This window comes from Massilia sp. 05N420 (genome assembly GCF_056397205.1).
In genome coordinates this window covers 125659-151637 of sequence record NZ_JBFTMX010000008.1, presented here as the reverse complement: position 1 = coordinate 151637, position 25979 = coordinate 125659, and the positions used below count along the sequence as shown (strand labels likewise).

Genomic DNA, 25979 nt, shown 5'->3' with positions numbered 1-25979 from the left:
AGAACATACGAGTTTCACGACAGAAATACCCAGGTCCTGACCGCTCTTGCGCCGCCCAAACAACGCGCGTAAAGACCCACGAGATGCGTCCCACAGCACCCCCGAACCACCGCGCTTGCGCCTGCCGCGGTGGCTGCCGCATTGGCGCGCCAGATCGGGGCGCAACCATCGGCGGGCGCATTCATCGAACATCGGTTTATGAGCGGATCAGACAATTCAGTGGCAGCGATCGCAAGCGAGATCGGACTGGACGAGCGCGAGCTCGCGGCGCGCAAGCGCTTCCTCGAACTGGACGGGGAAGACGAGGCCCTGCTGCGCGAAGTGCACGCCCTCACCGGCGCCGACGGCGCCTCCTTTTCCGAAGCCTTCTACAACCACCTGCTGGAGTTCGGCGAGCTGCGCGCGCTGCTGAAGGACGATGCCGTCATGGCGCGCCTGCGCGACACCCTGAGCGTGTATTTCCACCGCCTGACCGCCGGCGACTACGGCCCGGACTACGTGCACGACCGCCTGCGTGCCGGCGTGGTACACCAGAGCATCGGCCTCGAGCCGAAGTGGTATATCGGCGCCTACCGCAAATACCTGGCCGAGATGATTCCGCTGCTGTGGGAGCGCTTGAAGGGCGATCCGGCGCGCTTCGGCGCCGCCTACAAGGCGGTGTTGAAGGTGGTCGCCTTCGACATCGGCCTGGCCCTGGACACCTATGGCCACGCCGGCCAGCGCAGCGTCCTGCAGTACAAGAACTACCTGGAGCAGGTCATCGACGGCATGCCGGCCGGCCTGCTGGTGGTCGACGCCGGACTTCGCGTCCGCTCGATCAACGCCACCATGAGCGCCATGCTCGGCGTGCCCGAGGACGTGCTCAGCGCCCATCCCGAACTCGACGCCTTGATTCCGGCGCCGGAACTGGGCGAGCGGGTGACGGCCGCGCTACGGACCAGCGCGCCGCAGGATGCGGTGGTGGTGCCGGTGTACGGCCACGCGGACGGCGTGCGCTGGTTCGAGTTCAACATCCGCCGCACCCGCCAGGCCGGCGACGAGCTGCTGCTCCTGATCGGCCAGGACGTCACCTTCCGCCGCCAGGCCAGGCTGCGCCTGCAGGAGAGCGAGGAGTTCTTTCGACTGACCTTCAGCCAGGCCGCGGTCGGCATCGCGCTGCTGTCGCGCGAAGGGCGCTTCCTGCGCGTGAACCGCAAGCTGTCGCGCATCGTCGGCTATACCGAGATCGAACTGCTGCAGCGCTTCTTCCACCAGATCACCCATCCGGACGAGCTGGATGAGGACAAATCCCTGGTGGCGCGCCTGGTGGCCGGTGAGGTCCGCGACTTCCAGCGCGAGACGCGCTACCTGTGCAAGGACGGGCGCGAGGTCTGGGTGGCGCTGAGCGCCTCGACCATGCGCGAAGCCGCCTCCGGCCACCTGCGCCTGATCGTCGCGGTCGAGGACATCTCGCGCCGCAAGCAGGCCGAGGAAGCGCTGCTGCGCATGGCCAGCCACGACGCCCTGACCGGACTGCCGAACCGACTGTTGCTGCAGGACCGCCTGGCGCAGGCGATCGCCCAGGCCCAGCGCGCGCGGCGCCAGGTCGGCGTGATGTTCATCGACCTCGACCGCTTCAAGCACGTCAACGACAGCCTTGGCCACGAAGCCGGCGACCAGCTGATCGTCGCTCTCGCGCGCCGCCTGTCCGGCGTGCTGCGCGAGAGCGACACCGTGGCGCGCCAGGGCGGCGACGAATTCGTGGTGGTGCTGGCGGACCTGGCCGGGCCGGACGATGCCGCGCTGGTGGCGTCCAAGCTGCTCGAGAGCCTGTTCCAGCCGCTGGCGCTGTGCGGCCAGGAGGTGTTCCCGTCGGGCAGCATCGGCATCGCCATGTACCCGGGCGACGGGCGCGACAGCGAAGCCCTGCTGAAGGCGGCCGACAGCGCGATGTACCGCGCCAAGGGCAGTGGCGGCAATCATTACGCCTTCTACGCGGCCGATCTCGCCGTCAAGGCCGAGCAGCACCTGCGCATCGAGAACGGCCTGCAGCGCGGCCTGCTGCGCGGCGAGTTCGTGCTGCACTACCAGCCCCAGGTCGATGCCGCCAGCGGACGCATCGTCGGCATCGAGGCGCTGCTGCGCTGGCAGCCGGACGGCGGCCCGATGGTGGCGCCGGGCGACTTCATTCCGCTGGCCGAGGAAACCGGCCTGATCGTACCGATCGGCGAGTGGGTGCTCGAGGAGGCGCTGCGCCAGCAGGCGCGCTTCGCGGAACTGACTGGCGGCGCGCCGCCGCGCATGAGTGTGAACATGTCGGCGCGCCAGTTCCGCGAGCGCGACGTGGCGGCCAACGTCGAGCGCCTGCTGCGGGAAACCGGCTGCGAACCGTCCTGGCTGACGCTGGAGATCACGGAAAGCGTGCTGATGGAGAACCCGGCCGCGGCCGCCGACACCATGGCGCGCCTCTCCAGCATGGGCGTGCATCTGGCGGTCGACGACTTCGGCACCGGCTACTCGAGCCTGGCCAACCTGAAACGCTTCCCGATCCACTGCCTGAAGATCGACCGTTCCTTCGTGTCCGACATCGCCGGCAGCGATGCCACCGAAGGCGATGACGCCGCCATCGTCAAGGCGGTGATCGCGCTGGCGCAGTCGATGAAGCTGGAGGTGATCGCCGAAGGTGTGGAAAGCGCCGCCCAGCTGGACTTCCTGGGCGCGCACGGCTGCAGCCGGATGCAGGGCTTCTACTTCAGCCGGCCGGTGACGGCGGAGCGGGTCGAGGAGTTATTGAAGGAGCAGGGGAGTCGAGGGGGCGACGGGATTCAGCCGACCACGTAACGCCGCGAAGGTCCCGACCCCAGTGCCTGGCCGGCCGGTCCGTACACGGCGGCGCCGGCCGAAGCAGGGCGCAGTTCGTTCAGCATGTTCTGGGTGTGCGCCAGCTGCTTGTTGACCAGCATGCTGTTGACGCGGTTGAGTTCCTTGGCTTCGCGCGTGAGCTCGAGCAGGCGGTTCCAGTGGGCGCGCACGTCGGCGTTGCCGCCCACCGCCAGCCAGGGCTCCATGCCGGTCTCGCCGGCGGGGAAGCCGGCGGTGCCGAGCGCCTTGTGGCGCAGCCGCGCCAGCTCGGCCGCCTGCTGGGCCAGCTGCAGCTTCTTCGGGGTGAGGGTGGCGAGGCCATCGGCATCCGCATCGACCAGGAACTGCTGTTCCGATTTCATCAGCTCCACGATGGAGCCGATCAGTTGCTGTTCGTCGCGCAGCGTTGCGCCGGGGGATGCAATGGCCATGTCTTATCTATCGTTTGCGGGAGTGCAGCAGGTCGCGTACCGTTTCCAGCAGGCCGTCCGCTACTTTCTCCGAATTTACCTGGAACTGGCCATCCGCGATGGCCGCCTTGATGCGCTCGACTTTCTTGGCGTCGAACACCTGATTCGTACCGCCGGCAGCCAGCGCCTGGCCCTGCGAGGACAGGCGCACGGTGTCGGTTGCCGCGGGCGTGGTCGCGCTCGCAACGGCAGCCGCCGCGTTGTCGGCGCTTTTGGCGTTGGCGGGCGGCGTATTGTTCGCCTGAACGCCTGCGTTGTTCTTGAGGGTATCGTTGATTTTCACAGCATTATCCTTTGCGGTTCGGAACAGAAAGCCCGGGATCTGCATTCTGTAACGGCCTGGCTGCCGAAAACTTTAGGATACTCTCAAGCTCAAAACGCGACTTCCACCAGGCCGCCGGCCTTCGCCGTCCCGCTGACCACCGTGCCGGACGCCGTGCGCACCTGTACCACCTGGCCTTCGCCGGCGGTGCCGATCGCGCGGCCCTCGGACGACACCGAAAAACCGTTACCGTTCAATACCAGGCGCACCGCCTGGTTCTGCTGCACCACCGGCTTGCTGCGCAGGGTGTCCAGGCGCAGCGGCGTGCCGGCCGCCAGCGAGACGGTCGGGGTACGCCCGATCGCCTGCGCCATGTCGGTGATGATTCCGTTCGGCATCGCCGCGATGTCGCCTTTTACCAACATCAGCTGGCCTTGCTCGACCGGCTGGCCCTGGGCCAGCGGCACCGCCGCCGCCACATAGTCCGCCTTCACGTTCACCTGGGCCTGTACATAGATGGTCCAGTTCGACGGCGCCGTGCAGCGCACCCCGACCGTGGTCTTGCCCCAGGCGCGCGCGCCCGGCTGCAGGAAGGCTTCGGGCGCCGGACAGCTGGCCAGCGCGGTGCGGGCGTCGACCGCGCCCACCTTCACCGAGACTTCGCCCGGCAGGCCGGCGGTCTGGGTCAGCAGGAACTGCTCGACCACGGCGCGCAGCGCGTTCACGTTCTGGACGCCGGTCGCGGCCGCGGCAAGGCCGGGCAGGGCGAGCAGCGGAGCGGCCAACAGGGAAACAAACAGGGTGCGGAGCATGGGAAAAGGCTTGCGAGGAGATTCGATGCTGCCATCTTAGGCGTCCCGATCCGGTACTGAAACTTGGAATAGCCGCGGTTTGGGTCTCTTTATTGCCCGATTGGAAGACTCGACAGGCCCGTATGATCGATGCTGTCCAATAAGTGAAGGCCCGGAGGCGGCATGATCGGCAAACTCGACGACTACCTGCGTTTTAACGAAACGGCGCTGAGCCTGCGCTCGCAGCGCCAGGAACTGCTGGCGTCCAATATCGCGAACGCCGATACGCCCAATTACAAGGCGCGCGACATCGATTTTTCGAACGCGCTGCAGAGCGCGCTGTCGCGCGGCGCCCAGCAGGGCGGGCTGGCCACCACCGCCCAGGGCCATATCGCCAACGGCCCGGTGGCGGCGGACGGCAAGGCGCTGACGGACGGCACGCCGGTGCTGTACCGCAACGTGTCCCAGGGCGCGGTCGACGGCAATACGGTCGACATGGACACCGAGCGCACCCAGTTCGCCGACAACGGGCTGCGTTACGAAGCCGGCATCACCATGATCAACCACCAGATCCGCAACCTGCTCGCCGCCATCCAGGGAGGCCAGTAACCATGTCGCTATTTAACGTATTCAATGTCGCCGGTTCGGCGATGAGCGCGCAGTCGCAGCGCCTGAACACCACCGCCAGCAACCTGGCGAACGCCGACAGCGCCACCAGCGCCACCGGCGAAGCCTACCGCGCCAAGCAGGTCGTGTTCGAGGCCGTGCCGGTGGCGTCCGGCTCCACCGGCGTCAAGGTGCGCGAAGTGGTGGACGATCCGTCGCCGATGAAGCAGGTGTACGACCCGAAGAATCCGCTGGCCGACGGCAAAGGCTATGTGACGATGCCGAACGTGAACGTGGTCGACGAGATGGTCAACATGCTGTCGGCATCGCGCTCCTACCAGACCAACGTCGAAACCATGAACGCGGCCAAGACCATGCTGCTCAAGACCCTGACGATCGGTCAGTAACACTGAAAGCCCCTATCCATGACCACCGTTAATAACAATACCGGATCGACCACCACCATCAACGACCTGATGGCGACCATGAACGGCAAGCCCGCGACCGCCAGCGGCGACAGCGTGCAGGCCGATACCGACAAGTTCATGACCCTGCTGGTCACCCAGCTGAAGAACCAGGATCCGCTGAACCCGCTCGACAACGCCCAGGTCACCAGCCAGCTGGCCCAGTTGCAGACCGTGACCGGCGTGAACAAGTTGAACGAGACCCTGAATACGCTGAAAGCCAGCTATCAGAGTTCGGAAGCGATGCAGGCGACCAGCCTGATCGGCCACGGCGTGCTGGTCGACGGCAGCAACGTGACCCTGTCGAGCAGCAAGGGCATCCTCGGCGTGCAACTGGGTACCGACGCCGACAGCGTGAAGGTCGACATCATGGACAAGAACGGCAAGATCGTGCAGTCCATGGACCTGGGCAAGCAGAAGGCCGGCGTGATTCCGCTGGCCTGGGACGGCGTCCCCGATGCTACCAAGCTCGACAGCAACGGCAAGCCGATCACCCTGGCCGACGGCAATTACACCTTCCAGGTCACCGCGACCAAGGGCGCGGACAAGCTGAGCGACGCCAAGCCGCTCTCCTTCGACAGCGTGGCTTCGGTCACCACCAACAGCACCGACGGCGTCAAGCTGAACCTGCCCGGCAAGGGCGTGGTTGCGCTGGCCGACATCAAGCAAGTCTTGTAAATTCTAGGAGCAGAACATGTCTTTCCAACAGGGCCTGAGCGGCTTGAACGGCGCCGCGAAATCGCTGGACGTCATCGGTAACAACATCGCCAACGCCAGCACGGTCGGCTTCAAGGGCTCGACCACGCAGTTCGCCGACGTCTACGCGCGTTCGCTGAACGGCGCGGGCGGCAACCAGGCCGGTATCGGCGTGGCCGTGGCCGGCATCGCCCAACAGTTCACCCAGGGCAATATCGAGACCTCGGCCAATCCGCTCGACATCGCGATCAACGGCTCCGGCTTCTTCCGCACCGAGACCTCGGGCCTGGTCCAGTACACCCGCAACGGCCAGTTCTCGCTCGACAAGAACGGCTATCTGGTGACCCCGCAGGGCGCCAACCTGACCGGCTACGGCGTCGGTCCCAGCGGCCAGATCCTGGCGGGTTCGCCGACGCCGCTGCAGATCAGCACCGCCGACCTGAAGCCGGTGCCGACGTCGAAGGTCGACACCTCGCTGAACCTGGATTCGCGCGCCACCCCGCCGACCAACTTCCCGTTCAATGCCGACGACCCGACCACCTACAACAAGCAGACCCCGGTCGATGTCTACGACACCCTGGGCAATGCGCACGTGATGTCGCTGTACTACGTGAAGACCGGCGCCGGCACCTGGGACGTGTACGCCGGCAGCGACGGCACCGAACTGACCAACGTGAACGTGGCCGCGGCCGGGCAGCAGAACGCCGGCGTGCAGGCCGCGCGCAACACCTGGCTGACCGCCACCAAGGCGGTGCCGCCGGATGCCAACGCGATCTCGGCCGCACTGAGCGACTATGCGAGCAAAGCCTCGGCTGCCGTCGTGAGCGCCGCCACCGCCGCCGGCGCCAGCCCCGCGACCATCGCCGCGATCCAGAGCGCGGCCACCAGCGCCGGCAACACCGCCGGCTACAGCCCGGACCAGATCGACAAGGACATCGCCAAGGCCGTTTCCGTGCCGTCGGTGCCGGTCGGCCACCTGAACTTCGACTCGAACGGCGCGCTGTCGGCGCAACTGATGTCGCCGCAGACGCTGCCGCTGACCGTTAACCTGCCGGTGTACCCGCCGACCGGCGCGAATGCCAGCCTGCCGATCAAGCTGAACTTCGCCGGCACCACCCAGTACGGCGCCGACACCAGCGAGAAGAAGACCACCCAGGACGGCTACACCGCCGGCCACCTGCAGCGCTTCTCGGCCGGCCAGGACGGCACCATCCTCGGCCAGTACAGCAACGGCCAGACCAAGCCGCTGGGCCAGATCGTGCTCGCCAACTTCACCAATCCGGGCGGCCTGGAACCGCTGGGCAACAACGCCTTCGCCGAAACCTCGGCCTCGGGCACCCCGCTGGTCGGCACCCCCGACACCGGCAGCCTGGGCGTGCTGCAATCCTCGGCCACCGAAGCCTCGAACGTCGACCTGACCGCCGAGCTGGTCAACATGATCACCGCGCAACGCGTCTACCAGGCCAACGCGCAGACCATCAAGACCCAGGACTCGGTGCTCCAGACGCTGGTGAACATGCGCTAATAAAATTCGGGGTCAGAGCACATTTCGCTGGAAATTCGGGGTCAGAGCACTTTTTCCAGCAATGTGCCGCCGGCAAAAAAAGCGCGCGTCCGATGGGCGTTGCACTGGAGAGCCAGGGCCTGCATATGCTCGTTAGCTATTTCCTCAAAAAGTGCTCTGACCCCGAATTTCGACAATAAAGTGCTCTGACCCCGAATTGAAGGGACTGGAAAAACATGGATCGGTTGATTTATACGGCAGCCAGTGGCGCCAAGCACATCCTGGAACAGCAGGCGACGACGTCGAATAACCTGGCGAACCTCAGCACCACGGGTTTCCGGGCGCAGTTCGATACGTTTCGTGCCGTGCCGGTCCAGGGCGAGGGCTTGCCGACGCGGGCTTTTGTGGTCGACAACACCACTGGCGCCGATTTTTCTTCCGGTCCGCTGCAGGTGACCGGGCGCGATCTCGACGTCGCGGTCAAGGGCAAGGGCTGGATCGCGGTGCAGAATGCGGACGGCACCGAGTCGTACACGCGCAACGGTTCGCTGCAGATCAGCCCCAACGGCATCCTGCAGACCTCGAACGGCATGACCATTGCCGGCGAGGGCGGTCCGATCACGATTCCGCCGGATGTGACGGTGGCGGTGGGCAGCGACGGCACCATCTCGACCCTGTCGACCACCACCACGCCGGCCGCGCCGACGGTGCTCGGCCGCCTCAAGCTGGTGAATCCGAACGAGGCCGACCTGGTGCGCGGCGACGACGGCATGTTCCGCCTCAAGGACGGCAGCAGCGCCCAGGCCGACCCCGCCGTGGCCGTGGCCGGCGGCGCCCTCGAGGGCAGCAATGTGTCGGCGGTGGACTCGATGGTGAACATGATTTCGCTGGCGCGTTCCTTCGAAACCCAAATGAGCCTGCTGAAGAACGCCGAGAATAACGCGACGAAAGCCACCCAGATCCTCGCTTTGACTTGATTGCTGCTGGGACATAATTTCATGGTGGGCGATGGGGTTCCGTCGCCGTATGGAGAACACCATGATCCGTTCCTTATTCATCGCAAAAACCGGTCTCGAAGCCCAGCAGACCAACCTCGACGTCATCACCAACAACCTCGCCAACGTCAGCACCAACGGCTTCAAGAAGTCGCGTGCGGTGTTCGAGGACCTGCTGTACCAGAACGTGCGCCAGCCCGGCGCGCAGAGTTCGCAACAGACCCAGCTGCCGTCCGGCCTGCAGATCGGTACCGGTGTGCGCACCGTCGCCACCGAGCGCATCCACACCCAGGGCAATCCCCAGCAGACCGGCAACGACAAGGACGTGATGGTCAACGGCGCCGGCTACTTCCAGGTGCTGCTGCCCGACGGCACCCAGGCCTATACCCGTGACGGCTCCTTCCAGACCGATTCCAACGGCCAGCTGGTGACCTCCAGCGGCTACGTGCTGCAGCCGCCGATCACGGTCCCGAATAATGCGCTGTCCCTGACCGTGGGCCGCGACGGCACCGTTTCCGTGACCACCCCGGGCCAGACCGCGCCGACCCAGATCGGTTCGATCCAGCTGAACACCTTCGTGAACCCGGCCGGCCTCGAATCGCGCGGCGAGAACCTGTACGTGGAAACCGGCGCCTCCGGCACCGCCAACGCCAACACTCCGGGCACCAACGGCGCCGGCGCGCTGATGCAGGGCTATGTCGAAACCTCGAACGTCAACGTGGTCGAGGAGATGGTCAACATGATCACGACCCAGCGCGCCTACGAGATCAACTCGAAGGCGATCACCACTTCCGACCAGATGCTGCAGAAGCTGGCTCAGTTATGAAACACGTTCTTAGTATCGCTGCGGCGCTGCTGGCCTTGGCCGGCTGCGCCAGCACCCCGACCTCGATCGTCAAGGGCCCGACCTCGGTGCGCCCGATGATCGCCGACGCCGGGCTGCCTTCCGAAGGTGCGATCTACAACAGCAGCAGCTTCCGCCCGATGTTCGAGGACCGCCGCGCGCGCCACATCGGCGACATCCTCACCGTCAGCATCGTCGAAAAGACCTCGGCCAACAAGAGCGGCGCCGCCACCGGCAACAAGTCGGGCAGCGCCAGCTTCGGCGTGCCGGGTCCGCTTGCCGGCAAGCTGGGTGCGAACATCTCCGCCAGCACCGCCAACAAGTATGCCGACGGCGACACCCAGAGCGCGTCGAACGCCTTCACCGGCACCATCGGCGTGACGGTCTCGGAAGTGCTCTCCAACGGCAATCTGATCGTGGTCGGCGAAAAGCAGGTCGCGATGAACAAGGGGATCGAATTCATCCGTTTCTCGGGCATGGTCAATCCGGACACCATCCAGCCCGGCAACATCGTGTCGTCGACACTGGTGGCCGACGCCCGCGTCGAGTACCGCACCAACAGCACGATCGACCGCGCCGAGCTGACCTCGATGATGTCGCGCTTCTTCCAGTCGATGCTGCCATTTTAAATTTTTGGGGTCAGAGCCCGAATTACTCGGGTGGGCTCTGACCCCAACTGACTACCAACTGACTAATATTTGGGGGCAGAGCCCGGTTCACTCGGGTGGGCTCCGACCCCAACTGACTAGACGATGACTATGAATTTCAAGCTGCTTATCCTGGCCACCGCCCTGATCGGCCCGATCCTGTCGACCCCGGCCCAGGCCGAGCGCCTGAAGGACATCGCCAGCTTCGGCGGCGTGCGCCAGAACCAGCTGTCCGGCTACGGCATCGTGGTCGGCCTCGACGGCACCGGCGACCAGACCACCCAGACGCCGTTCACCGTGCAGTCGATCATGGCGATGCTGCAGCAGAAGGGCATCAGCCTGCCGGCCGGCACCCAGTTGCAGTTGAAGAACGTGGCGGCCGTGATGGTCACCACCTCGCTGCCGGCCTTCGCCCAGCCCGGCCAGACCATCGACGTGACCGTGTCCTCGATGGGCAATGCGAAGAGCCTGCGCGGCGGCACGCTGCTCATGACGCCGCTGCAGGGCGCCGATGGCCAGGTGTATGCCATGGCCCAGGGCAACGTCCTGGTCGGCGGCGCGGGAGCCTCGGGCGGCGGCGCCTCGACCCAGGTGAACCAGCTGGCGGTGGGCCGCATCTCGGCCGGCGCCACCGTCGAACGCGCGGTGGCATCGAACCTCGGTGCCGACAACCAGGTCAAGCTGGAACTGAACACCACCGACTTCTCCACCGCCAGCCGGGTGGTCGAGGCGATCAACGACAAGTTCGGCCCCGGCATCGCCACCGCCCTGGATGGCCGCGTGATCCGCGTGCGCGTGCCGTCGTCGAGCGACCAGCGCGTGTCCTTCCTCGGCATCCTCGAGAACATGGACGTCAGGCCGTCGGAAGCCGCGGCCAAGGTGATCCTGAATGCACGCACCGGCTCGGTCGTGATGAACCGCGCGGTGACCCTGGACACCTGCGCGATCTCGCACGGCAACCTGACGGTGACGATCGGCGCCGATACCCAGGTCAGCCAGCCGCAGCCCGGTTCGCGCGGCGCCACCGTGGTGACCCAGACCCCGTCGGCCTCGGTCAAGAAGGACGCTGGTCGCGTCATCATGCTGAACAATGGCGCCTCGCTGGCCGAAGTCGTGAAGGCGATGAACGCGATCGGCGCGACCCCGCAAGACCTGCTCTCGATCCTGCAGTCGCTGAAGGCCGCCGGCTCGCTGCGTGCGGAACTCGAGATCATCTAAACAGGAAGGCAAACCATGCTCGGCTCGACCTCTGACCTGTCCGGAAAATTCGCGCTCGATACCAACAGCCTCGGCGACCTGAAACAGTCCGCCAAGGCCGGTTCTCCCGAAGCCTTGAAAGGCGCGGCGACGCAGTTCGAATCCATGTTCGTCAACATGATGATGAAGAGCATGCGCGACGCCACGCCGCAGGACGGTCCGATGGACAGCCAGGAGACCCGCACCTTCACCACCATGCTCGACCAGCAGATGAGCCAGAAGCTGGCCAAGCGCGGCATCGGCCTGGCCGACGTGCTGGTGCGCCAGCTGTCGGTGCAGCAGCAGGGCCAGGCGCTGGCCAAGCAGATGCAGTCGGGCGCGCTGGCGATCGGCGCCGACGCCGGCACCGCGCAGGGCGGCGCCGGCACCGCGCGTCTGATGCGCGACGCCGACACCATGTCGACCGACGGCGCCGCTTCCACTTCCGCCTCCGGTATCACCGGCTCTGCGCGCAGCACCAGCGACGCCGGCAAGCCGGCCCACGTGCGCGCCTTCCAGGACAAGCTGGCCGACGCCGCCGAGGAAGCCGAGCAGGTCACCGGCGTGCCGGCCAAGTTCATGCTGGGCCAGGCCGCGCTGGAAACCGGCTGGGGCAAGCGCGTGATCCGCAACCAGGACGGCACCTCCAGCAACAACCTGTTCGGCATCAAGGCCGGCCCGGGCTGGAAAGGCAAGGTCGCCACCGCCGTCACCACCGAGTATGTGAACGGCCAGCCGCACACGCGCGTCGAGAAATTCCGTTCTTACGCCTCGCATGCGGACGCCTTCAAGGATTACGCGAAGATGCTCAGCAATAACCCGCGCTACGAGAAGGTGCTGGCCCATGGCGGCGACGCCGCCACCTTCGCGCACGGCCTGCAGCGCGCCGGCTACGCCACCGATCCGCAGTACGCGGCCAAGCTGTCGCGGATCATCAAGCACTCGCTTGCTTAAAGTTTTAGCGGGTCTTGCCGAAAACAACAGAGTACACAGGAAGAAGAGCACATGTCCCTCCTCAGCATCGGCAAGTCCGGTCTGTACGCCGCCCAGGCGGCGTTGACGACGACCGGCCACAACATCACCAACGCCAACGTGGCAGGCTACAGCCGCCAGGTGGTGGTGCAGGAAACGTCGATTTCGATGGGGGGCAGCAATGGCTTTTACGGCACCGGCACCCAGATCGCCCAGGTCAAGCGCTATTCGGACGAGTTCCTGAACGCCCAGGTGCGTACCGCGCAGGCGGCCAACAGCGGACTCGAAGCCTACCAGGCGCAGGTGACCCAGATCGACAACCTGCTGTCCGATTCCACGGCCGGCCTGTCGCCGGCGCTGCAGGATTTCTTTTCGTCGGTCCAGAACCTGACCGGCGACCATGCCGGCGTGCCCTCGCGCGGCGCGCTGCTGAGTTCCGCCGACACGCTGGCGGCCCGCTTCCAGAGCATGAACCAGCGCCTCGAAGAGATCCGCAAGGGCGTCAACACCCAGGTCACCTCGAGCGTCAACCTCATCAACAGCTATGCCGGCCAGATCGCCAAGCTGAACGACCAGATCGGCAAGCTCGCTGCGGGCGACAACCTGAACCTGCCGAACGACCTGCTGGACCAGCGCGACCAGCTGGTCATGGAGCTGAACAAGCAGGTCAAGGCGACCGTCATTCCGGGCGATAACAACAGCCTGACGGTATCGATCGGTAACGGCCAGCCGCTGGTGGTCGGCTCGAGCGCCTTCCAGCTGGCGGCGGTCGGCTCCGCCACCGACCAGACCCGGATGACGGTCGCCTACGTCACCAATTCCAAGGTGTYGCCGATTCCGGAGAGCGCCCTGGCCGGTGGCGAACTGGGCGGCGTGCTGGAGTTCCGCAGCCAGTCGCTGGACCTGGCGCAGAATTCGCTGGGCCGCATCGCCCTGAGCCTGGCCCAGACCTTCAACGACCAGCACCACCTGGGCGTGGACGCCAACGGCAATCCGGGCGGCGACTTCTTCACGGTGTCGCCGGCCGAGGTCACCAAGAACGTCAACAACAACCAGACCAGCACCACCAAGGTCAGCGCCACGGTCGTCGACGCCACCCAGCTCACCACCAGCGACTACAAGGTCCAGTACGACGGCGCCAAGTACATGGTGTACCGCCTGTCGGACAACACGGCCACCGAGATCAAGGGCGACCCGCAGGTCATCGACGGCCTGTCGTTCTCGATCAGCGGCAGCGCCGCCGCCGGCGACAACTTCCTGGTGCGCCCGACCATCAACGGCGCCGCCAACTTCAAGCTGGCGCTGACCGACCAGTCCCAGGTCGCGGCCGGCTCCCCGATCTCGACCAGCATTCCGCTGACGAACAACGGCACCGCCAAGATCAGCGCCGGCACGGTCACCAAGGATTACCTCGCATCGCCGCTCACCGGTCCGGTGAACCTCACTTACTCGGGCGGTAACCTGAGCGGCCTGCCCGCGGGCCAGAAGGTGACGATGATGGTCGGCGGCACCCAGACCGAGATCGCCGCCGGCGACCCGGTCCCGTTCAAGGACGGCGCCACCTATACCGTGGCCGGCATCAGCTTTACGCTGACGGGGCTGCCGAAGGACGGCGACACCTTCACCATCCAGCGCAATACCGGTCCGGGCGACACCCGCAACGCCAGCCTGCTGGGCGACCTGCAGTCGAAGACCATCCTCGACGGCGGCACCGCGACCTACCAGTCGTCCTATGCCCACATCGTCAGCGCGATCGGCAACAAGACCCGCGAGGTCCAGGTCAACGCCGAAGCCGCCGCGACCCAGCTCGAACAGGCGCAGGGCGCGGCCAACAACGTCTCGGGCGTGAACCTCGACGAAGAAGCGGCCAACCTGCTGAAGTACCAGCAGGCCTACCAGGCTTGCGGCAAGGTGATGCAGGTGGCCGATACCATCTTCAACGCGCTGTTGCAGATCGGTCATTAAATAAATAAGCGGAGCAAACCATGGCTTTACGGATCAGTACGAGCGCCATCTTCGCGGCGGGAACGACCAAGCTCAATACGCTGCAGGCCCAGATGGCCAAGACGCAGCAGCAGCTGTCCAGCAACCGCCGCGTCCTGACCGCGGCGGACGACCCGATCGCCTCGGCGCGCGCGCTCGAGGTGACGCAGTCGCAGTCGATGAACAGCCAGTACGGCACCAACCGCACCAATGCCAAGACCTCACTGTCGCTGGTCGAGAACGCGCTCGACGACGCCACCAACCTGCTGGAAGACGTGCAGACGCTGACGGTCCAGGCCGGCAACGGCACGCTGAGCGATACCGAACGCGGCATGCTGGCGACCGAGCTGGAGGCGCGCATGACCGACCTGCTGGGCGTGGCCAACAAGGCCGACGGTACCGGCGCCTACCTGTTCTCGGGCTACCAGACCACCACCATGCCTTTCGTGCAGACCTCGACCGGCGCCACCTACCAGGGCGACCAGGGCCAGCGCGTGCTGAAGGTGGGGGCGATCCGCAACATGGCCATCAGCGAGACCGGCAGCAACGTGTTCGAGAACATCCCGACCGGGAACGGCACCTTCCAGGTGAGCCCGGGCAGCGCCAACCAGGGCAGCGCCGTGGCCAGCACATACTCCGTGACGGACAGCTCGCAGCTGACCGGGCATAACTACAGCCTGAAATTCCAGGTGACGGGCTCGCCGGCGGTGACGACCTACACCGTGACCGACGCAAGCTCCAACACCGCCGTGTCGACCGGCACCTATACGGCCGGCCAGCCGATCACCTTCGGCGGCATGTCGATGAAGATCGACGGTGCGCCGGCCGACGGCGATTCGATGAACGTGCAGCCGAGTTCCAGGCAGTCCCTGTTCACCACCCTGACCAACCTGATCGGGGCGCTGCGCACGCCGACCGACACCCCGGCCGGCAAGGCGCTGATGAGCAATGGCGTGACGATGGCGGGCGCCAACCTGGGGCAGGCGCTGGACAACATCCTCTCGGTCCGCGCCTCGGTCGGTTCGCGCCTGAAGGAACTCGACTACCTCGACAGCAGCGGCCAGGACCTGGACATCCAGTACCAGACCACGCTGAGCGGCCTGCAGGACCTCGACATGGCCAAGGCGATCTCGCTGTTCACCCAGCAGCAGCAGACGCTGCAGGCGGCGCAGATGTCCTTCAAGACGATGTCGGGCCTGTCGCTGTTCAACTACATCAGCTGAGCGGAGCCGGCTGGCAGATACTTGAGCGATGACCATCGAACCGATCACCATCCGCGCAAGATTCAACCCGCTCATCAAGCCCTTCCTGGTGATGCAGATCGGCGTCACGATGATGCTGACCATCGTCGGCATTCCGCTGGCGATCGCCTGGTTCCTGGGCGTCGGCCGCTGGTGGGCCCAGCATTATTTCGACAAGCTCGAATGCCAGCTGGGCGAGCGCAGCCTGCGCTACCGGAAGGGCATCCTGGTCACCACCGAAAAGACCATCCCGCTGGAGAACATCCAGGACGTGACCTTCATCGAAGGACCAATCCTGCGCCACTTCAACCTCAGCACCCTGAAATTCGAAACCGCCGGACACAGCGCCGGCCAGGCCTCGGACATGCGCCTGACCGGCATCATCGACGCCCAGGCCTTCCGCGCCAGGATTCTGCAGGCGCGCGAAGCCTTGCGCCATGCGCCGCAGCAGAAAAGCGAGGGCGACGAACAGCTGGTCGTGCTGCGCTCGATCGAGGCTAAGCTGGGCGAGATTGCGGAGCTGCTGCGCGCCAGGCAGTAACGCGCTTTCACCGACTCTCTCCGGATGCTTACTACCCGACCGACCAGCCGATGTGATTCCTTCTCGTCCAGAGACGCGACGTCGGCGCCATCCAGCGCTGCCGTGAGGCGCCATTGGCCGCTGACTGCCTGCTCGTAGCGCTTTCCTGAAGCGGCCTGAGCCGGTAAGGCAGCCAGGGCGAGGGTGGCTTCCAATGGTGGCGGCTCGACCATCGGTGGTTGGGATATGGCTGCGAATAAGGTCGCCTGACCGAATCATGAAAGGCCGCGGCATAGCGCTGTCCGGCCGGGCGTCCTGTTTCAGGACGCCGGCACGATCGCCGCCGGCGGCGCGGCCGGCCGCGGCTGCGCCGGCCTTTCCGCGCCGATGCGCGGGATCCGGCGGCTCGCCTCGATGCCCTGGTTGAACAGGTTCTGCAGCGGCGTGTTCAGGTAGGGAAGGGTCAGGCTCAGCACCAGCAGGCCGGCGCCCAGCGTGACCGGGAAGCCGATGCCGAACAGGTTCAGCTGCGGCGCGGCGCGGGTCAGGATCGCCAGCGCGACGTTGGTGATCAGGAGGGCCGCCACGATCGGCAGCGTGAGCTGCAGCCCCGCCGAAAAGATGCGGCCGCCCCAGCGCGCCATCTCGAGCGGCGCGGCGAGCGACATCGGGGTGCCCGAGATCGGCAGCGTGAAGAAGCTTTCGACCAGTACCTCCACCAGCACCAGATGGGCGTTCATGGCCAGGAAGGCCATGGTCGCGACCAGCGCCATGAACTGGCTGACCGCCGAGGAGCGGCCGGCCGAGTTGGGGTCGAAGAAGCTGGCGAAGGAAAATCCCATCGTGGAGCTGGCGAGTTCGCCGCCGAATTCGATGGCGGCGAACACGAGCCGCATCGAAAAGCCCATCGCCATGCCGATCAGCATTTCCTGGCCGGCGATCAGGATGCCGGCCCAGGAGGTCGGGTCGACGGCGGGGATGGCGGGAATGGTCGGCGCGACGATCGCCGCCAGCAGCACGCCCAGGGTCAGCTTGACCAGGGAGGGCACGCCGGTATTGCCGAAGACCGGCGCGGCCGCCACCAGGCCGAGAATGCGCGTCAGGGGCCACAGCAGGCCCCCGATCCACGCGTACAGCTCGGTGGTCGTAAACGAGATCAACCGATCATGCCCGGAATGCCCGTGAACACGGTGCGCATATAGTCCGTCATCACGGTCAGCATCCACGGGCCGGCCAGCACCAGGGCGACGAACACGCCGACCAGCTTGGGGATGAAGGACAGTGTCTGTTCGTTGATCTGGGTCGCGGCCTGGAAGATGCTGACCACCAGGCCGATGATCAGGGACACCAGCAGCAGCGGCGCCGCCACCATCAGGGTGACTTCCATGGCCGTGCGGCCCATCGCGATGACGCTTTCCGGAGTCATTCTCTGCAATCCTTAATTGAAGCTCTGGGACAGGGAACCCAGCAGCAGCTGCCAGCCGTCGACCAGCACGAACAGCATCAGCTTGAACGGCAGCGAGATCACCGCCGGCGACATCATCATCATACCCATCGACATCAGCACCGAGGCGACCACCATGTCGATGATGAGGAAGGGGATGAAGATCGCGAAGCCGATCTGGAAAGCCGTCTTCAGCTCGCTCGTGATGAAGGCCGGGATCAGGACCCGCAGCGGCACGTCGTCCGGACCCTGCAGCGCCGGCGTGCGCGAGATCTTCACGAACAGCGCCAGGTCCGACTGGCGGGTCTGTTTCAGCATGAAGCCCTTCAGCGGCGCGGCGGCCTTGTCCATCGCCTCGCCCATCTGGATCCGGTTCTCCTGCAGCGGCACATAGGCCTCGGTGTAGATCCGATCGAAGGTCGGGCCCATCACGAACAGGGTCAGGAACAGGGCCAGGCCGACCATCACCTGGTTGGGCGGCGCGGTCTGGGTGCCGAGCGCCTGGCGCAGCAGCGACAGCACGATGATGATGCGGGTAAAACTCGTCATCATCAGCAGGGCCGCCGGGATGAAGGTCAGCGCCGTCATCAGGAGCAGGGTCTGGACCGGCAGCGAGTAGGCGGTGCCGCCGCCCGGCGCGGGGCTGGTGGTGAAGGCGGGGATGGCGGGCGCCGCGATGGCGGCCGTGGCTGCGGCGAGCGACAGGGCCATCAGGCCGGCCGCCAGCAGGAAAGTCTGTTTACGCATTTACTTACGTTTGTCAATGGTCTGCTTCAGCCAGTCGGCGAAGTTGTTCGCTGGTTGCGAATGTGGCGCCAGCGTGGCACCGCTTCCGCTCATCTCGGCGTCCTCCTGTTTCGGCATCGTCGCCAGGGCGTTGATACGGCCGGGCGAGGCGCCCACCACGATCCACTGGTTGCCGACTTCGACCACCAGCACGCGCTCGCGTCCGCCGAGGTTGAGGGCACCGACCACGCGCAGGTTGGCGCTGCCGGCGCCGGCTTTCGGACCGTAGCGCTTCAGGAACCAGGCGAGGGCGGCGAGCACGGCCAGCACCGCGATCAGGGCGAACAGGGTCTGCAGCAGGCTGCCGGTGGCCGAGCCGGAAGGCATCTGGACCGGGGCGACCGCGGGGGCGCCGCGGTTGGCGGCGCCGCCGCCGACGGTGGTCTCGGGCGCGCCCGGGCTGGACGGGTTCATGACCGGCGCGTTGGCTGCCGGGGCAGGGACGGCCGGTGGCTCCGTGGCCGGGGCGCCGGCTGCTGGAGCCTGCGTGTTGTCCGCGGCGTGCTGCTGGGCGGCCGCGGTCTGCGCCCCGCAAGTCAGCGGCAGCAAGAGAGTGAGGATGGTCAGCAGGCGCGCGCTTGTCGTCATTTATTCAGTTTGCGGATACGTTCCGATGGCGTGATGATGTCGGTGAGCCGGATACCGAACTTGTCGTTCACGACCACCACCTCGCCCTGGGCGATCAGGCAGCCGTTCACGAGCACGTCCATCGGCTCGCCGGCCAGGCCGTCCAGTTCCACCACCGAACCCTGCGCGAGCTGCAGCAGGTTCTTGATGGCGATCTTGGTGCGTCCCAGCTCGACCGTCAACTGTACCGGGATATCGAGAATGAAGTCGATATCGTTCGGCGTATCCGGGCGCAGGCCCTTGTTCGAAAAGTCCTGGAACACGGCGGCGCTGGCCGCCTGCTGCTGGCTGGCGAGCGCAGCGGCTTCAGCGGCCGCCTGTTCGGCGATCGCGGCGCCCCAATCGTCGTCGAGGCTGCTTTGGTCGTCTTGGGTGTCGGACATGGACATTCTCCGGGTCGTATTACGTACTACGTGTTATTTGTTGAAGGTTTCGCTGTTGGCGATCAGTCTTTCGACTTTCAGGGCGTACTGCCCGTTCGATACGCCATAGGTGCAGTCCATCACCGGCACGCCGTCGACGGTCGCCTGGATGGTTTCGGGCACCGAGATCGGGATCACGTCGCCGACCTTCATGTTCAGGATTTCGTCGAAGTTCGCCTTGCCGTGGCCGAGCACGGCCACCAGGTCCACTTCCGCCACCTGGATCTGCTGCGTCAGCAGGCGGATCCAGCGCTTGTCCACTTCGAGGGCCTCGCCCTGGATGCTGGACGTCAGCGCATCGCGGATCGGTTCGACCATCGAATACGGCATGCAGAAGTGGATCTGGCCCGACACCGAACCGAGCTCGATGGTGAAGGTGCACGATACCACGACTTCGTTCGGGGTGGCGATGTTCGCGAACTGCGTGTTCATCTCCGAACGGATGTACTCGAATTCGATCGGGTACACCGGTTCCCAGGACTTCGCATAGGCCTCGAACACGATGTCGAGGATGCGCATGATGATGCGCTGCTCGGTCTGGGTAAAGTCGCGGCCTTCCACACGGGTGTGGAAACGGCCGTCGCCGCCGAACAGGTTGTCGACCAGCAGGAACACCAGGCCCGGATCGAAGACCATCAGCGCGGTGCCGCGCAGTGGCTTCATGTGGATCAGGTTCAGGTTGGTCGGCACCACCAGGTTGCGGATGAATTCGCTGTACTTCGAGACCCGCACCGAGCCGACGGACACTTCGGCGCTGCGGCGCAAAAAGTTGAACAGGCCGACCCGCAGATACCTGGCGAAACGCTCGTTGATGATCTCGAGCGTCGGCATGCGGCCGCGGACGATCCGCTCCTGCGTTGCCAGGTTATAGGTGCGGACTCCCGAGGTGTCTTCAGGAGCCGCGACATCGTCCTGATCGCCGTTGACCCCCTTTAGGAGGGCATCGACTTCTTCCTGTGAGAGAAAATTATCGGCCATGCTCTATCAAGTCTTACTGAATGCTCATTGGATAATAAACTCGGTGAACAGGACGTCCGAGACATCCTGGTCCTCGCCATGCGACTCGAAGGGTGTCTTGACCGCGGCCAGGATTTCGCCGGCCAGTTGCTGCTTGCCTTCGACCGTGTTGATCTCGGACGCCTTCTTGCCGGACAGGAGCAGCAGCACGCGGCTGCGCACCTTGGCCATGTTCGCCTTGATGAGCTCGGCCTGCTCGGCGCCGTCGACCTGCAGCGTGAACGCCACGCGCAGGTACTGGTCGCCGTTTTCCGGCTGCAGGTTCACGGTGAAGGGCTCGATCGCCAGGTATTCCGGTGGCGCTTCCTTCTTGCCCTTCTTCTTGCTGCCGTGGTCCTTCTTGGCCGGCTCGGCCGCTTCGGCGCCGCCGCTGCCGTGCAGGAAGTACCAGCCGCCGCCGCCGCCCAGGCCCAACACGAGCACGGCCGCGCCGATCATGATGAAGAGCTTGCTCTTGCCGCCCGCTGCCGGCGCCGCCGCTGCATCCGCTTTCGGATCAGCTTTCATTTTTGGATTCGCTTTCAAGATACCTCGGTCCCGCTGTGGTTCGTCCCGTCATTATGTCATTATCGGGAAAAAGTGAGCAGGAGCAATGATTGAAAAGAGGGGAGATCGGGGGCTATCTTGTTGTTTCTTAGGCGAACGTGTCGACCATGCCGCGATTGCCGAGCGTTGCGGTGCGGGTGACTGGACGGGCGCTCGCATCCTCGGTTCCGCTGCTGCTGTCGCCGCGGCCGCGGCCATTGCCGCCGAAGCCGCCGCTATTGCGCGCCGCCTGCTGCTGGGCCTGGCCGCTGTCCGGCATGCCGGCGTTGACGGTGGCGCTGCCCAGCGCGATACCGCTCTCGCTCATCATTTCGCGCAGGCGGGGAAGGGCGTTCTCGAGGGCCTGGCGCACTTCTTCCTGGTTCGCGGAGAAGGTCACGCTGGCCTGGTCGTTGGTTACCGACAGCACCACCTGCAGCGGACCGAGGTCCGGCGGGTTCAAGGTCAGCGAAGCGGTCTGCTCTTCGCTGCCGACCATGTAGACGACCTTCTGGCCGACCTGGTTTTCCCAGGCATCGGTGCCGACCCGTGCGCTCAGTCCTTCGGCGGCGCCGGCGGCGGCCTGCACGGCTTCCATCACGGCCGGCTGGGCCTGGGCCAGCGCGGCCACGGCGGCCGCCGGTTCGCGGGCGGCGGCGGTCTCGCGCGCCTGCAGCAGGCTGAGTTCCGCGGTATCGATTTGCGGCTCGGCCTGGCCTTTGCCGGCGGTGGCCGCCAGGGCCGCGCGCAGGTCGGCGCCCAGCTTGCCCCCCGCATCCACAGCCGCGCTCTTGTCGTCCGCGCCGAGGGCGGCGCCGGCGGCGGCCAGGGCCGGGTTGCGCAGTGCCGCGGTGTCGGAGAAGGCTTTACCGGCGGTGGTGGCAATGCCGGCGCCGTCCTTCGACACTGACTTCATCGCCGCCTGCAAGGCGGCCAGCTGGGCGGCGTCGACGCGCTTGCCCTTGCCGGCAGCGCCGCCCAGGGCGTCGTAGGCCTTGGCCGCGGCGTCGGTGGCGGGCAGGGCTTTCGCATCCTTCGGCTGCTGCAGGCTTGCCATCAGGGCCAGCATGGCGCTGGCCGGATCGCCGGCCTGGCCCGATTGCGCATCGTCCTTGCCATCCTGGCTGTCCGCATCGTCGCTGTCCCTGGCTTCGACGGTCTTGTCGGCGTCGGCCGGCTGCGCGGCTTCCTCCGGTTTCGAGGCTTCCTGCGTGCCGGCGCCGCCGTCGGGCTGGGCCGGCTTGTCGGCGGCATTGGGCTTCGGCGCCGCCGTCTTCGGGGCGGGCGCGGGCGCGGGCGCGGGGCTCGGCGCCGGCTGGCGCAGTTCCATCTCGTTCGACAGCATGGAGCTGAACTGGGCGCCGTCGCTGCCGGCGGAAGCGCCGTTGCGCTGGGCCGGCGCCTGGGCGTTGGTGTTCAGCTGGATCGGAAGGGAATTGGTCTGCATCGTTGTCTCGTTCAGCGTTTCATGCGTGCGGTGCGGGCCGCGAAGTCGTCCATCATCTTCTGGTCGCGCCTGGTCTCGATCGCCAGCGCCTGGGCCGCCGCGCGTTCGTTCAGGGTGCGGTAGGAGAGGCGTTTGCGTTCGCTCTCCTGCAAGGCCTTGCGTTCGGTATCGGCCTTGTATTCGGCATGCTTGATCACTTCGCGCTGGCCGTTGATCGCGTTGTCCAGCTTGCCCAGGAAGGCCACGAAATTCGCGTAGGCGAAAGGCGTGATCCCGTTCATCTGGGCCTGGTCCAGGCGGTCCGCGTAATCCTGGCGGTAACCCAGCAGCATCTGCAGCTTCTGTTCGGCTTCCTCGACCGCCTTCAGTGCCACCCCCAGGCGCTTGGCATGCTTGTCCGAATCGCGCTGTGCGAGGTCGACGAGGGTCTGGAGTGCGGAGGTGTTGGCCATGGTAGGTCAAGTATATCGGCCGCGGCCTTCGCTCAATCAGCCGAACAGAGAGGTCAATTCCCCCAAACTCTGCAGCATGTTGGCGTTGTCGTGGATTTCCTGGCACAGGAAGGCCTCGATGCGCTCGTGCAGGACGATCGCCTTGTCCAGCACCGGATCGCTGCCGGCCACGTAGGCGCCCACGCTGATCAGGTCGCGCGAGCGTTCGTAGCGCGAGTACAGCTGCTTGAGCGTGCGCGCCGCCTGCTGGTGCTCGCGCGACGTGATGTTGTGCATCGCGCGCGAGATCGACTGTTCGATGTCGATCGCCGGGTAGTGGCCGGCTTCGGCCAGCCTGCGGTTCAGGACGATGTGGCCGTCCAGGATACCGCGCGCGGCGTCGGCGATCGGGTCCTGCTGGTCGTCGCCCTCGGACAGCACGGTGTAGAAGGCGGTGATCGAGCCGCCGCCTTCCTGGCCGTTGCCGGCGCGTTCCACCAGCACCGGCAGCTTGGCGAACACCGAAGGCGGATAGCCCTTGGTGGCCGGCGGCTCGCCGATCGCCAGCGCGATCTCGCGTTGCGCCTGCGCGTAGCGGGTCAGCGAATCCATGATCAGCATGACATTCTTGCCCTCGTCGCGGAAGTGCTCGGCGATGGCGGTGGCGTAGGACGCGCCCTGCATGCGCAGCAGCGGCGGCGAGTCGGCCGGTGCCGCCACCACGACGGAGCGGGCCAGGCCTTCCTCGCCCAGGATCTGCTCGATGAATTCCTTCACCTCGCGTCCCCGTTCGCCGATCAGGCCGACCACGATCACGTCGGCGGTGGTGTAGCGCGCGATCATCCCCAGCAGCACCGATTTGCCGACGCCGGTACCGGCGAACAGGCCGAGACGCTGGCCGCGGCCGACGGTGAGCATCGAATTGATGGCGCGGATGCCGACGTCCAGGGTGTCCGAGATCGGCGCGCGCTCCAGCGGGTTGATCGGGCGCGCGTTCAGCGGGCCCATCTCGGTGCTGTCGAGCGGGCCCTTGCCGTCCAGCGGGCGGCCGGCGCCGTCGACCACGCGGCCCAGCAGGCCCCAGCCCACCGGCAGGTGGCGCGCACGGTCCATCGGGCGGCGGCGCGGATGATCGACGCTGCCGGGCTTCGGCACGCTCGGCTCGACCGGGAACACGCGCGAACCGGGCACCACGCCTTCGACGTCGGATTGCGGCATCAGGAACAGGCGCTCGCCCTCGAAGCCGACCACTTCGGCCTCGATGCGCGCGCCCGATGCGACCGGAATGGTGCAGGCGCTGCCCACCGCCAGCTTCAGGCCGACGCATTCCATCACCAGGCCGGCCACGCGGGTGACGCGGCCCGAGACCTGCATCGGCTCGACGAAATCGAGCAGATTGCCGCAGTCCTTCAGGTAGGCCTTCCAGCGCGCGGTGTGGCGGTCGAGGCCCGCTGCTTCGTTCATCCCAGCCACTCCACGTTGCGGCCCAGCGCATGCGCCAGGCGCTGCCAGCGCGAGGCGATCTGGGCGTCGATCTGGTTGCTGGCGGTGTCGATGCGGCAGCCGCCGCGCGCGACGTGGGCGTCTTCGACGATGCGCCAGCCGGTCTTTTCGAGTTCGTGGCCGATGCCGCCGCGGACGATCAGGGCGTCTTCCGGATGCAGGACCAGCAGGGCAGGCTGCTGCAGGGTCGGCAGGTAGTCGACCGCTTCGCGCACCACCGGCAGGATCAGTTCGGGGCGCACTTCGAAGGCGGTGCGCACCATGTTCTTCGCCAGGTGCAGGGCCAGTTCCAGCACGTCGGCGGCGATGGCTTCGTCGGCCTGGGTGACAGCGTTGCCGAAGTCGGCGGCGATGCCCTGCAGGTGGCTCAGTTCGGCGGCGGCTTCGGCGCGGCCCTCGGCCAGGCCGTCTTCGTAGCCGCTGGCATGGCCGGTGGCGAGGCCGGCTTCATGGCCTTCGGCATAACCCTGCTGGCGCGCCGCTTCGCGGATCGCCTCGAGTTCCTCTTCGCCGATTGCCGGCGCCATGGGGGGCGGCGCGGCTTCCATCGCGCGCTGGGCGGCCAGTGCCTGGGCCTGGGCTTGCGCGGCGGCGGCTTCGGCCGCCTGGCGTTCGGCGACCCGGCTTGCGCGGTCGTCGCCGAAGGAGGTCATTTCCCAGCGCTTGAACATCGGCTGGACGTCTTTCGAGTTCACCATCAGACGAACGAGTCCTCACCCTTGCCGCCCAGGACGATCTGGCCTTCGTCGGCCAGGCGGCGGACGATCTGCAGGATCTGCTTCTGCTGGGATTCCACTTCGGACAGGCGCACCGGTCCCTTCGAATCGAGGTCTTCGCGCATCATCTCGGCCGCACGCTGCGACATGTTCCTGAAAACCTTCTCGCGCAGGTCCTGCGAGGCGCCCTTCAGTGCGATGATCAGCATCTCGGACTGCACTTCGCGCAGCAGCAGCTGGATGCCGCGGTCGTCGATGTCGATGATGTTATCGAACACGAACATCTCGTCCATGATCTTCTGGGCCATGTCGTTGTCGTAGTTCTTGATGTTCTCCATGACCGAGCTTTCCTGCTCGCCGCTCATGAAGTTCAGGATTTCGGCCGCGGTGCGCACGCCGCCCAGCGAGGACTTCTTGATGTTCTCGTTGCCCGACAGGAGCTTGGTCAGCACGTCGTTCAGCTCGCGCAGGGCGGCCGGCTGGACGCCGTCCAGGGTCGCGATACGCAGCACCACGTCGTTGCGCAGGCGGTCGGTGAAGTACGCCAGGATCTCGCAAGCCTGGTCGCGCTCGAGGTGGACCAGGATGGTGGCGATGATCTGCGGGTGCTCGTTGCGGATCAGCTCCGCCACCGAGGGCGAGTCCATCCACTTCAGGCTTTCGATGCCGGAGGCGTCCTTGCCGCCCAGGATGCGGTTCAGCAGCACGGCGGCCTTGTCGTCGCCGAGCGCCTTGGTCAGCACCTGGCGGATGTACTCGTCCGAGTCCAGGCCGACGGTCGACTGCAGGTCGACGCGCTCGCGGAATTCGCCCAGTACGGTGGTCACTTCCTCGTGCTGCACCGCCTTCATCTGCGCCATCGCCGCGCCCAGCTTGAGCACTTCGCGCGGGCCGAGGAATTTCATGACCTCGGCCGCTTCGGATTCGCCCAGGGCCAGCATCAGGATGGCCGCCTTGTTGACGTTGTCTTTGTCTTTGTCGCTCATGTC

Annotated in this window: 28 protein-coding genes; 13 read left to right on the top strand and 15 right to left on the bottom strand. The window is 66.1% G+C overall.

Translation table 11 applies throughout. The annotated features are described in order from the left end of the window. Positions 1-219 precede the first annotated feature (219 nt). Complete coding sequence (locus AC1DIX_RS07215) at positions 220-2820, top strand: EAL domain-containing protein (RefSeq protein ID WP_477323181.1); 2601 nt, start codon at positions 220-222, stop codon at positions 2818-2820. Here AC1DIX_RS07215 and AC1DIX_RS07210 read toward each other — a convergent pair. From AC1DIX_RS07210 to flgA, 3 genes are all read right to left on the bottom strand, one after another. Beyond that, positions 2805-3272 carry a flagella synthesis protein FlgN gene (locus AC1DIX_RS07210; protein WP_477323176.1) on the bottom strand — a complete coding sequence of 156 codons (468 nt, stop codon included), beginning with the start codon at positions 3270-3272 and terminating at the stop codon, positions 2805-2807. The genes AC1DIX_RS07215 and AC1DIX_RS07210 overlap by 16 nt on opposite strands. Before the next feature lie 7 nt (positions 3273-3279). After that, a complete protein-coding gene (gene flgM, locus AC1DIX_RS07205) occupies positions 3280-3594 on the bottom strand; it encodes a flagellar biosynthesis anti-sigma factor FlgM (RefSeq protein WP_477323172.1) in 315 nt (104 codons plus the stop codon). Positions 3595-3683: 89 nt separating this feature from the next. Then, positions 3684-4385, bottom strand: a complete 702-nt coding sequence (gene flgA, locus AC1DIX_RS07200; protein ID WP_477323170.1) for a flagellar basal body P-ring formation chaperone FlgA — start codon at positions 4383-4385, stop codon at positions 3684-3686. Positions 4386-4547: 162 nt separating this feature from the next. Between flgA and flgB the strand changes: the two genes are divergently transcribed. From flgB to AC1DIX_RS07140, 12 genes are all read left to right on the top strand, one after another. After that, a complete protein-coding gene (gene flgB, locus AC1DIX_RS07195) occupies positions 4548-4973 on the top strand; it encodes a flagellar basal body rod protein FlgB (RefSeq protein ID WP_442122341.1) in 426 nt (141 codons plus the stop codon). Between the two features lie 2 nt (positions 4974-4975). Next, positions 4976-5377: a flagellar basal body rod protein FlgC gene (gene flgC / locus AC1DIX_RS07190; RefSeq protein ID WP_442122342.1), complete on the top strand. Its 402-nt coding sequence runs from the start codon at positions 4976-4978 to the stop codon at positions 5375-5377. An 18-nt stretch (positions 5378-5395) separates the two neighbouring features. Then, the gene (locus AC1DIX_RS07185; RefSeq protein ID WP_477323167.1) at positions 5396-6112 is read left to right on the top strand and encodes a flagellar hook assembly protein FlgD; all 717 of its coding nucleotides are present in this window, start codon (positions 5396-5398) and stop codon (positions 6110-6112) included. A 16-nt stretch (positions 6113-6128) separates the two neighbouring features. After that, positions 6129-7655 carry a flagellar hook protein FlgE gene (locus AC1DIX_RS07180; protein ID WP_477323165.1) on the top strand — a complete coding sequence of 509 codons (1527 nt, stop codon included), beginning with the start codon at positions 6129-6131 and terminating at the stop codon, positions 7653-7655. 215 nt (positions 7656-7870) lie between these two features. Further along, entirely contained in the window at positions 7871-8611 is a 741-nt protein-coding gene (gene flgF, locus AC1DIX_RS07175) for a flagellar basal-body rod protein FlgF (protein ID WP_477323163.1), read from the top strand. Positions 8612-8672: 61 nt separating this feature from the next. Next, positions 8673-9455, top strand: a complete 783-nt coding sequence (flgG, locus tag AC1DIX_RS07170) for a flagellar basal-body rod protein FlgG (protein WP_442122346.1) — start codon at positions 8673-8675, stop codon at positions 9453-9455. After that, positions 9452-10102 carry a flagellar basal body L-ring protein FlgH gene (locus AC1DIX_RS07165; protein ID WP_442122347.1) on the top strand — a complete coding sequence of 217 codons (651 nt, stop codon included), beginning with the start codon at positions 9452-9454 and terminating at the stop codon, positions 10100-10102. Before flgG ends, AC1DIX_RS07165 begins: the two co-directional genes overlap by 4 nt. Before the next feature lie 129 nt (positions 10103-10231). Next, on the top strand, positions 10232-11338 hold the full coding sequence (locus tag AC1DIX_RS07160) for a flagellar basal body P-ring protein FlgI (protein WP_442122348.1): 1107 nt from the start codon (positions 10232-10234) through the stop codon (positions 11336-11338). Positions 11339-11353: 15 nt separating this feature from the next. Next, entirely contained in the window at positions 11354-12310 is a 957-nt protein-coding gene (flgJ, locus tag AC1DIX_RS07155) for a flagellar assembly peptidoglycan hydrolase FlgJ (RefSeq protein WP_477323161.1), read from the top strand. 51 nt (positions 12311-12361) lie between these two features. After that, positions 12362-14293 (top strand): flagellar hook-associated protein FlgK, encoded by a 1932-nt coding sequence (gene flgK / locus AC1DIX_RS07150; protein WP_477323159.1) that lies wholly within the window; start codon positions 12362-12364, stop codon positions 14291-14293. A 20-nt stretch (positions 14294-14313) separates the two neighbouring features. After that, positions 14314-15534, top strand: coding sequence for a flagellar hook-associated protein FlgL (gene flgL / locus AC1DIX_RS07145; RefSeq protein WP_477323157.1), 1221 nt, complete (start codon positions 14314-14316; stop codon positions 15532-15534). 28 nt (positions 15535-15562) lie between these two features. Next, complete coding sequence (locus tag AC1DIX_RS07140; RefSeq protein ID WP_442122352.1) at positions 15563-16093, top strand: PH domain-containing protein; 531 nt, start codon at positions 15563-15565, stop codon at positions 16091-16093. A 299-nt stretch (positions 16094-16392) separates the two neighbouring features. Here the strand turns inward: AC1DIX_RS07140 and fliR are convergent, their stop codons facing one another. The 12 genes from fliR to fliG all read right to left on the bottom strand — a co-directional run bounded on the left by fliR (position 16393) and on the right by fliG (position 25976). Then, a complete protein-coding gene (gene fliR, locus AC1DIX_RS07135) occupies positions 16393-17232 on the bottom strand; it encodes a flagellar biosynthetic protein FliR (RefSeq protein ID WP_477323155.1) in 840 nt (279 codons plus the stop codon). Beyond that, positions 17229-17498 carry a flagellar biosynthesis protein FliQ gene (gene fliQ, locus AC1DIX_RS07130; RefSeq protein ID WP_477323153.1) on the bottom strand — a complete coding sequence of 90 codons (270 nt, stop codon included), beginning with the start codon at positions 17496-17498 and terminating at the stop codon, positions 17229-17231. The genes fliR and fliQ overlap by 4 nt, the downstream gene beginning before the upstream one ends. Positions 17499-17510: 12 nt before the next feature. Further along, on the bottom strand, positions 17511-18263 hold the full coding sequence (fliP, locus tag AC1DIX_RS07125; protein WP_477323151.1) for a flagellar type III secretion system pore protein FliP: 753 nt from the start codon (positions 18261-18263) through the stop codon (positions 17511-17513). After that, a complete protein-coding gene (fliO, locus tag AC1DIX_RS07120) occupies positions 18264-18890 on the bottom strand; it encodes a flagellar biosynthetic protein FliO (protein ID WP_477323149.1) in 627 nt (208 codons plus the stop codon). It lies immediately after the preceding gene. Beyond that, complete coding sequence (fliN, locus tag AC1DIX_RS07115; RefSeq protein WP_477323147.1) at positions 18887-19312, bottom strand: flagellar motor switch protein FliN; 426 nt, start codon at positions 19310-19312, stop codon at positions 18887-18889. Before fliN ends, fliO begins: the two co-directional genes overlap by 4 nt. Positions 19313-19345: 33 nt before the next feature. Then, positions 19346-20329, bottom strand: a complete 984-nt coding sequence (gene fliM, locus AC1DIX_RS07110; RefSeq protein ID WP_442122358.1) for a flagellar motor switch protein FliM — start codon at positions 20327-20329, stop codon at positions 19346-19348. A gap of 24 nt (positions 20330-20353) precedes the next feature. Then, positions 20354-20875: a flagellar basal body-associated protein FliL gene (gene fliL / locus AC1DIX_RS07105; protein WP_477323145.1), complete on the bottom strand. Its 522-nt coding sequence runs from the start codon at positions 20873-20875 to the stop codon at positions 20354-20356. A gap of 127 nt (positions 20876-21002) precedes the next feature. After that, entirely contained in the window at positions 21003-22340 is a 1338-nt protein-coding gene (locus AC1DIX_RS07100) for a flagellar hook-length control protein FliK (RefSeq protein ID WP_477323143.1), read from the bottom strand. A gap of 11 nt (positions 22341-22351) precedes the next feature. Further along, the gene (gene fliJ, locus AC1DIX_RS07095; RefSeq protein ID WP_477323141.1) at positions 22352-22792 is read right to left on the bottom strand and encodes a flagellar export protein FliJ; all 441 of its coding nucleotides are present in this window, start codon (positions 22790-22792) and stop codon (positions 22352-22354) included. A 36-nt stretch (positions 22793-22828) separates the two neighbouring features. Next, the gene (gene fliI / locus AC1DIX_RS07090) at positions 22829-24235 is read right to left on the bottom strand and encodes a flagellar protein export ATPase FliI (RefSeq protein ID WP_477323139.1); all 1407 of its coding nucleotides are present in this window, start codon (positions 24233-24235) and stop codon (positions 22829-22831) included. Continuing rightward, positions 24232-24972 (bottom strand): flagellar assembly protein FliH, encoded by a 741-nt coding sequence (locus AC1DIX_RS07085; protein WP_477323137.1) that lies wholly within the window; start codon positions 24970-24972, stop codon positions 24232-24234. Before AC1DIX_RS07085 ends, fliI begins: the two co-directional genes overlap by 4 nt. Beyond that, positions 24972-25976 (bottom strand): flagellar motor switch protein FliG, encoded by a 1005-nt coding sequence (fliG, locus tag AC1DIX_RS07080; protein WP_477323135.1) that lies wholly within the window; start codon positions 25974-25976, stop codon positions 24972-24974. Before fliG ends, AC1DIX_RS07085 begins: the two co-directional genes overlap by 1 nt. Positions 25977-25979: the final 3 nt, after the last annotated feature.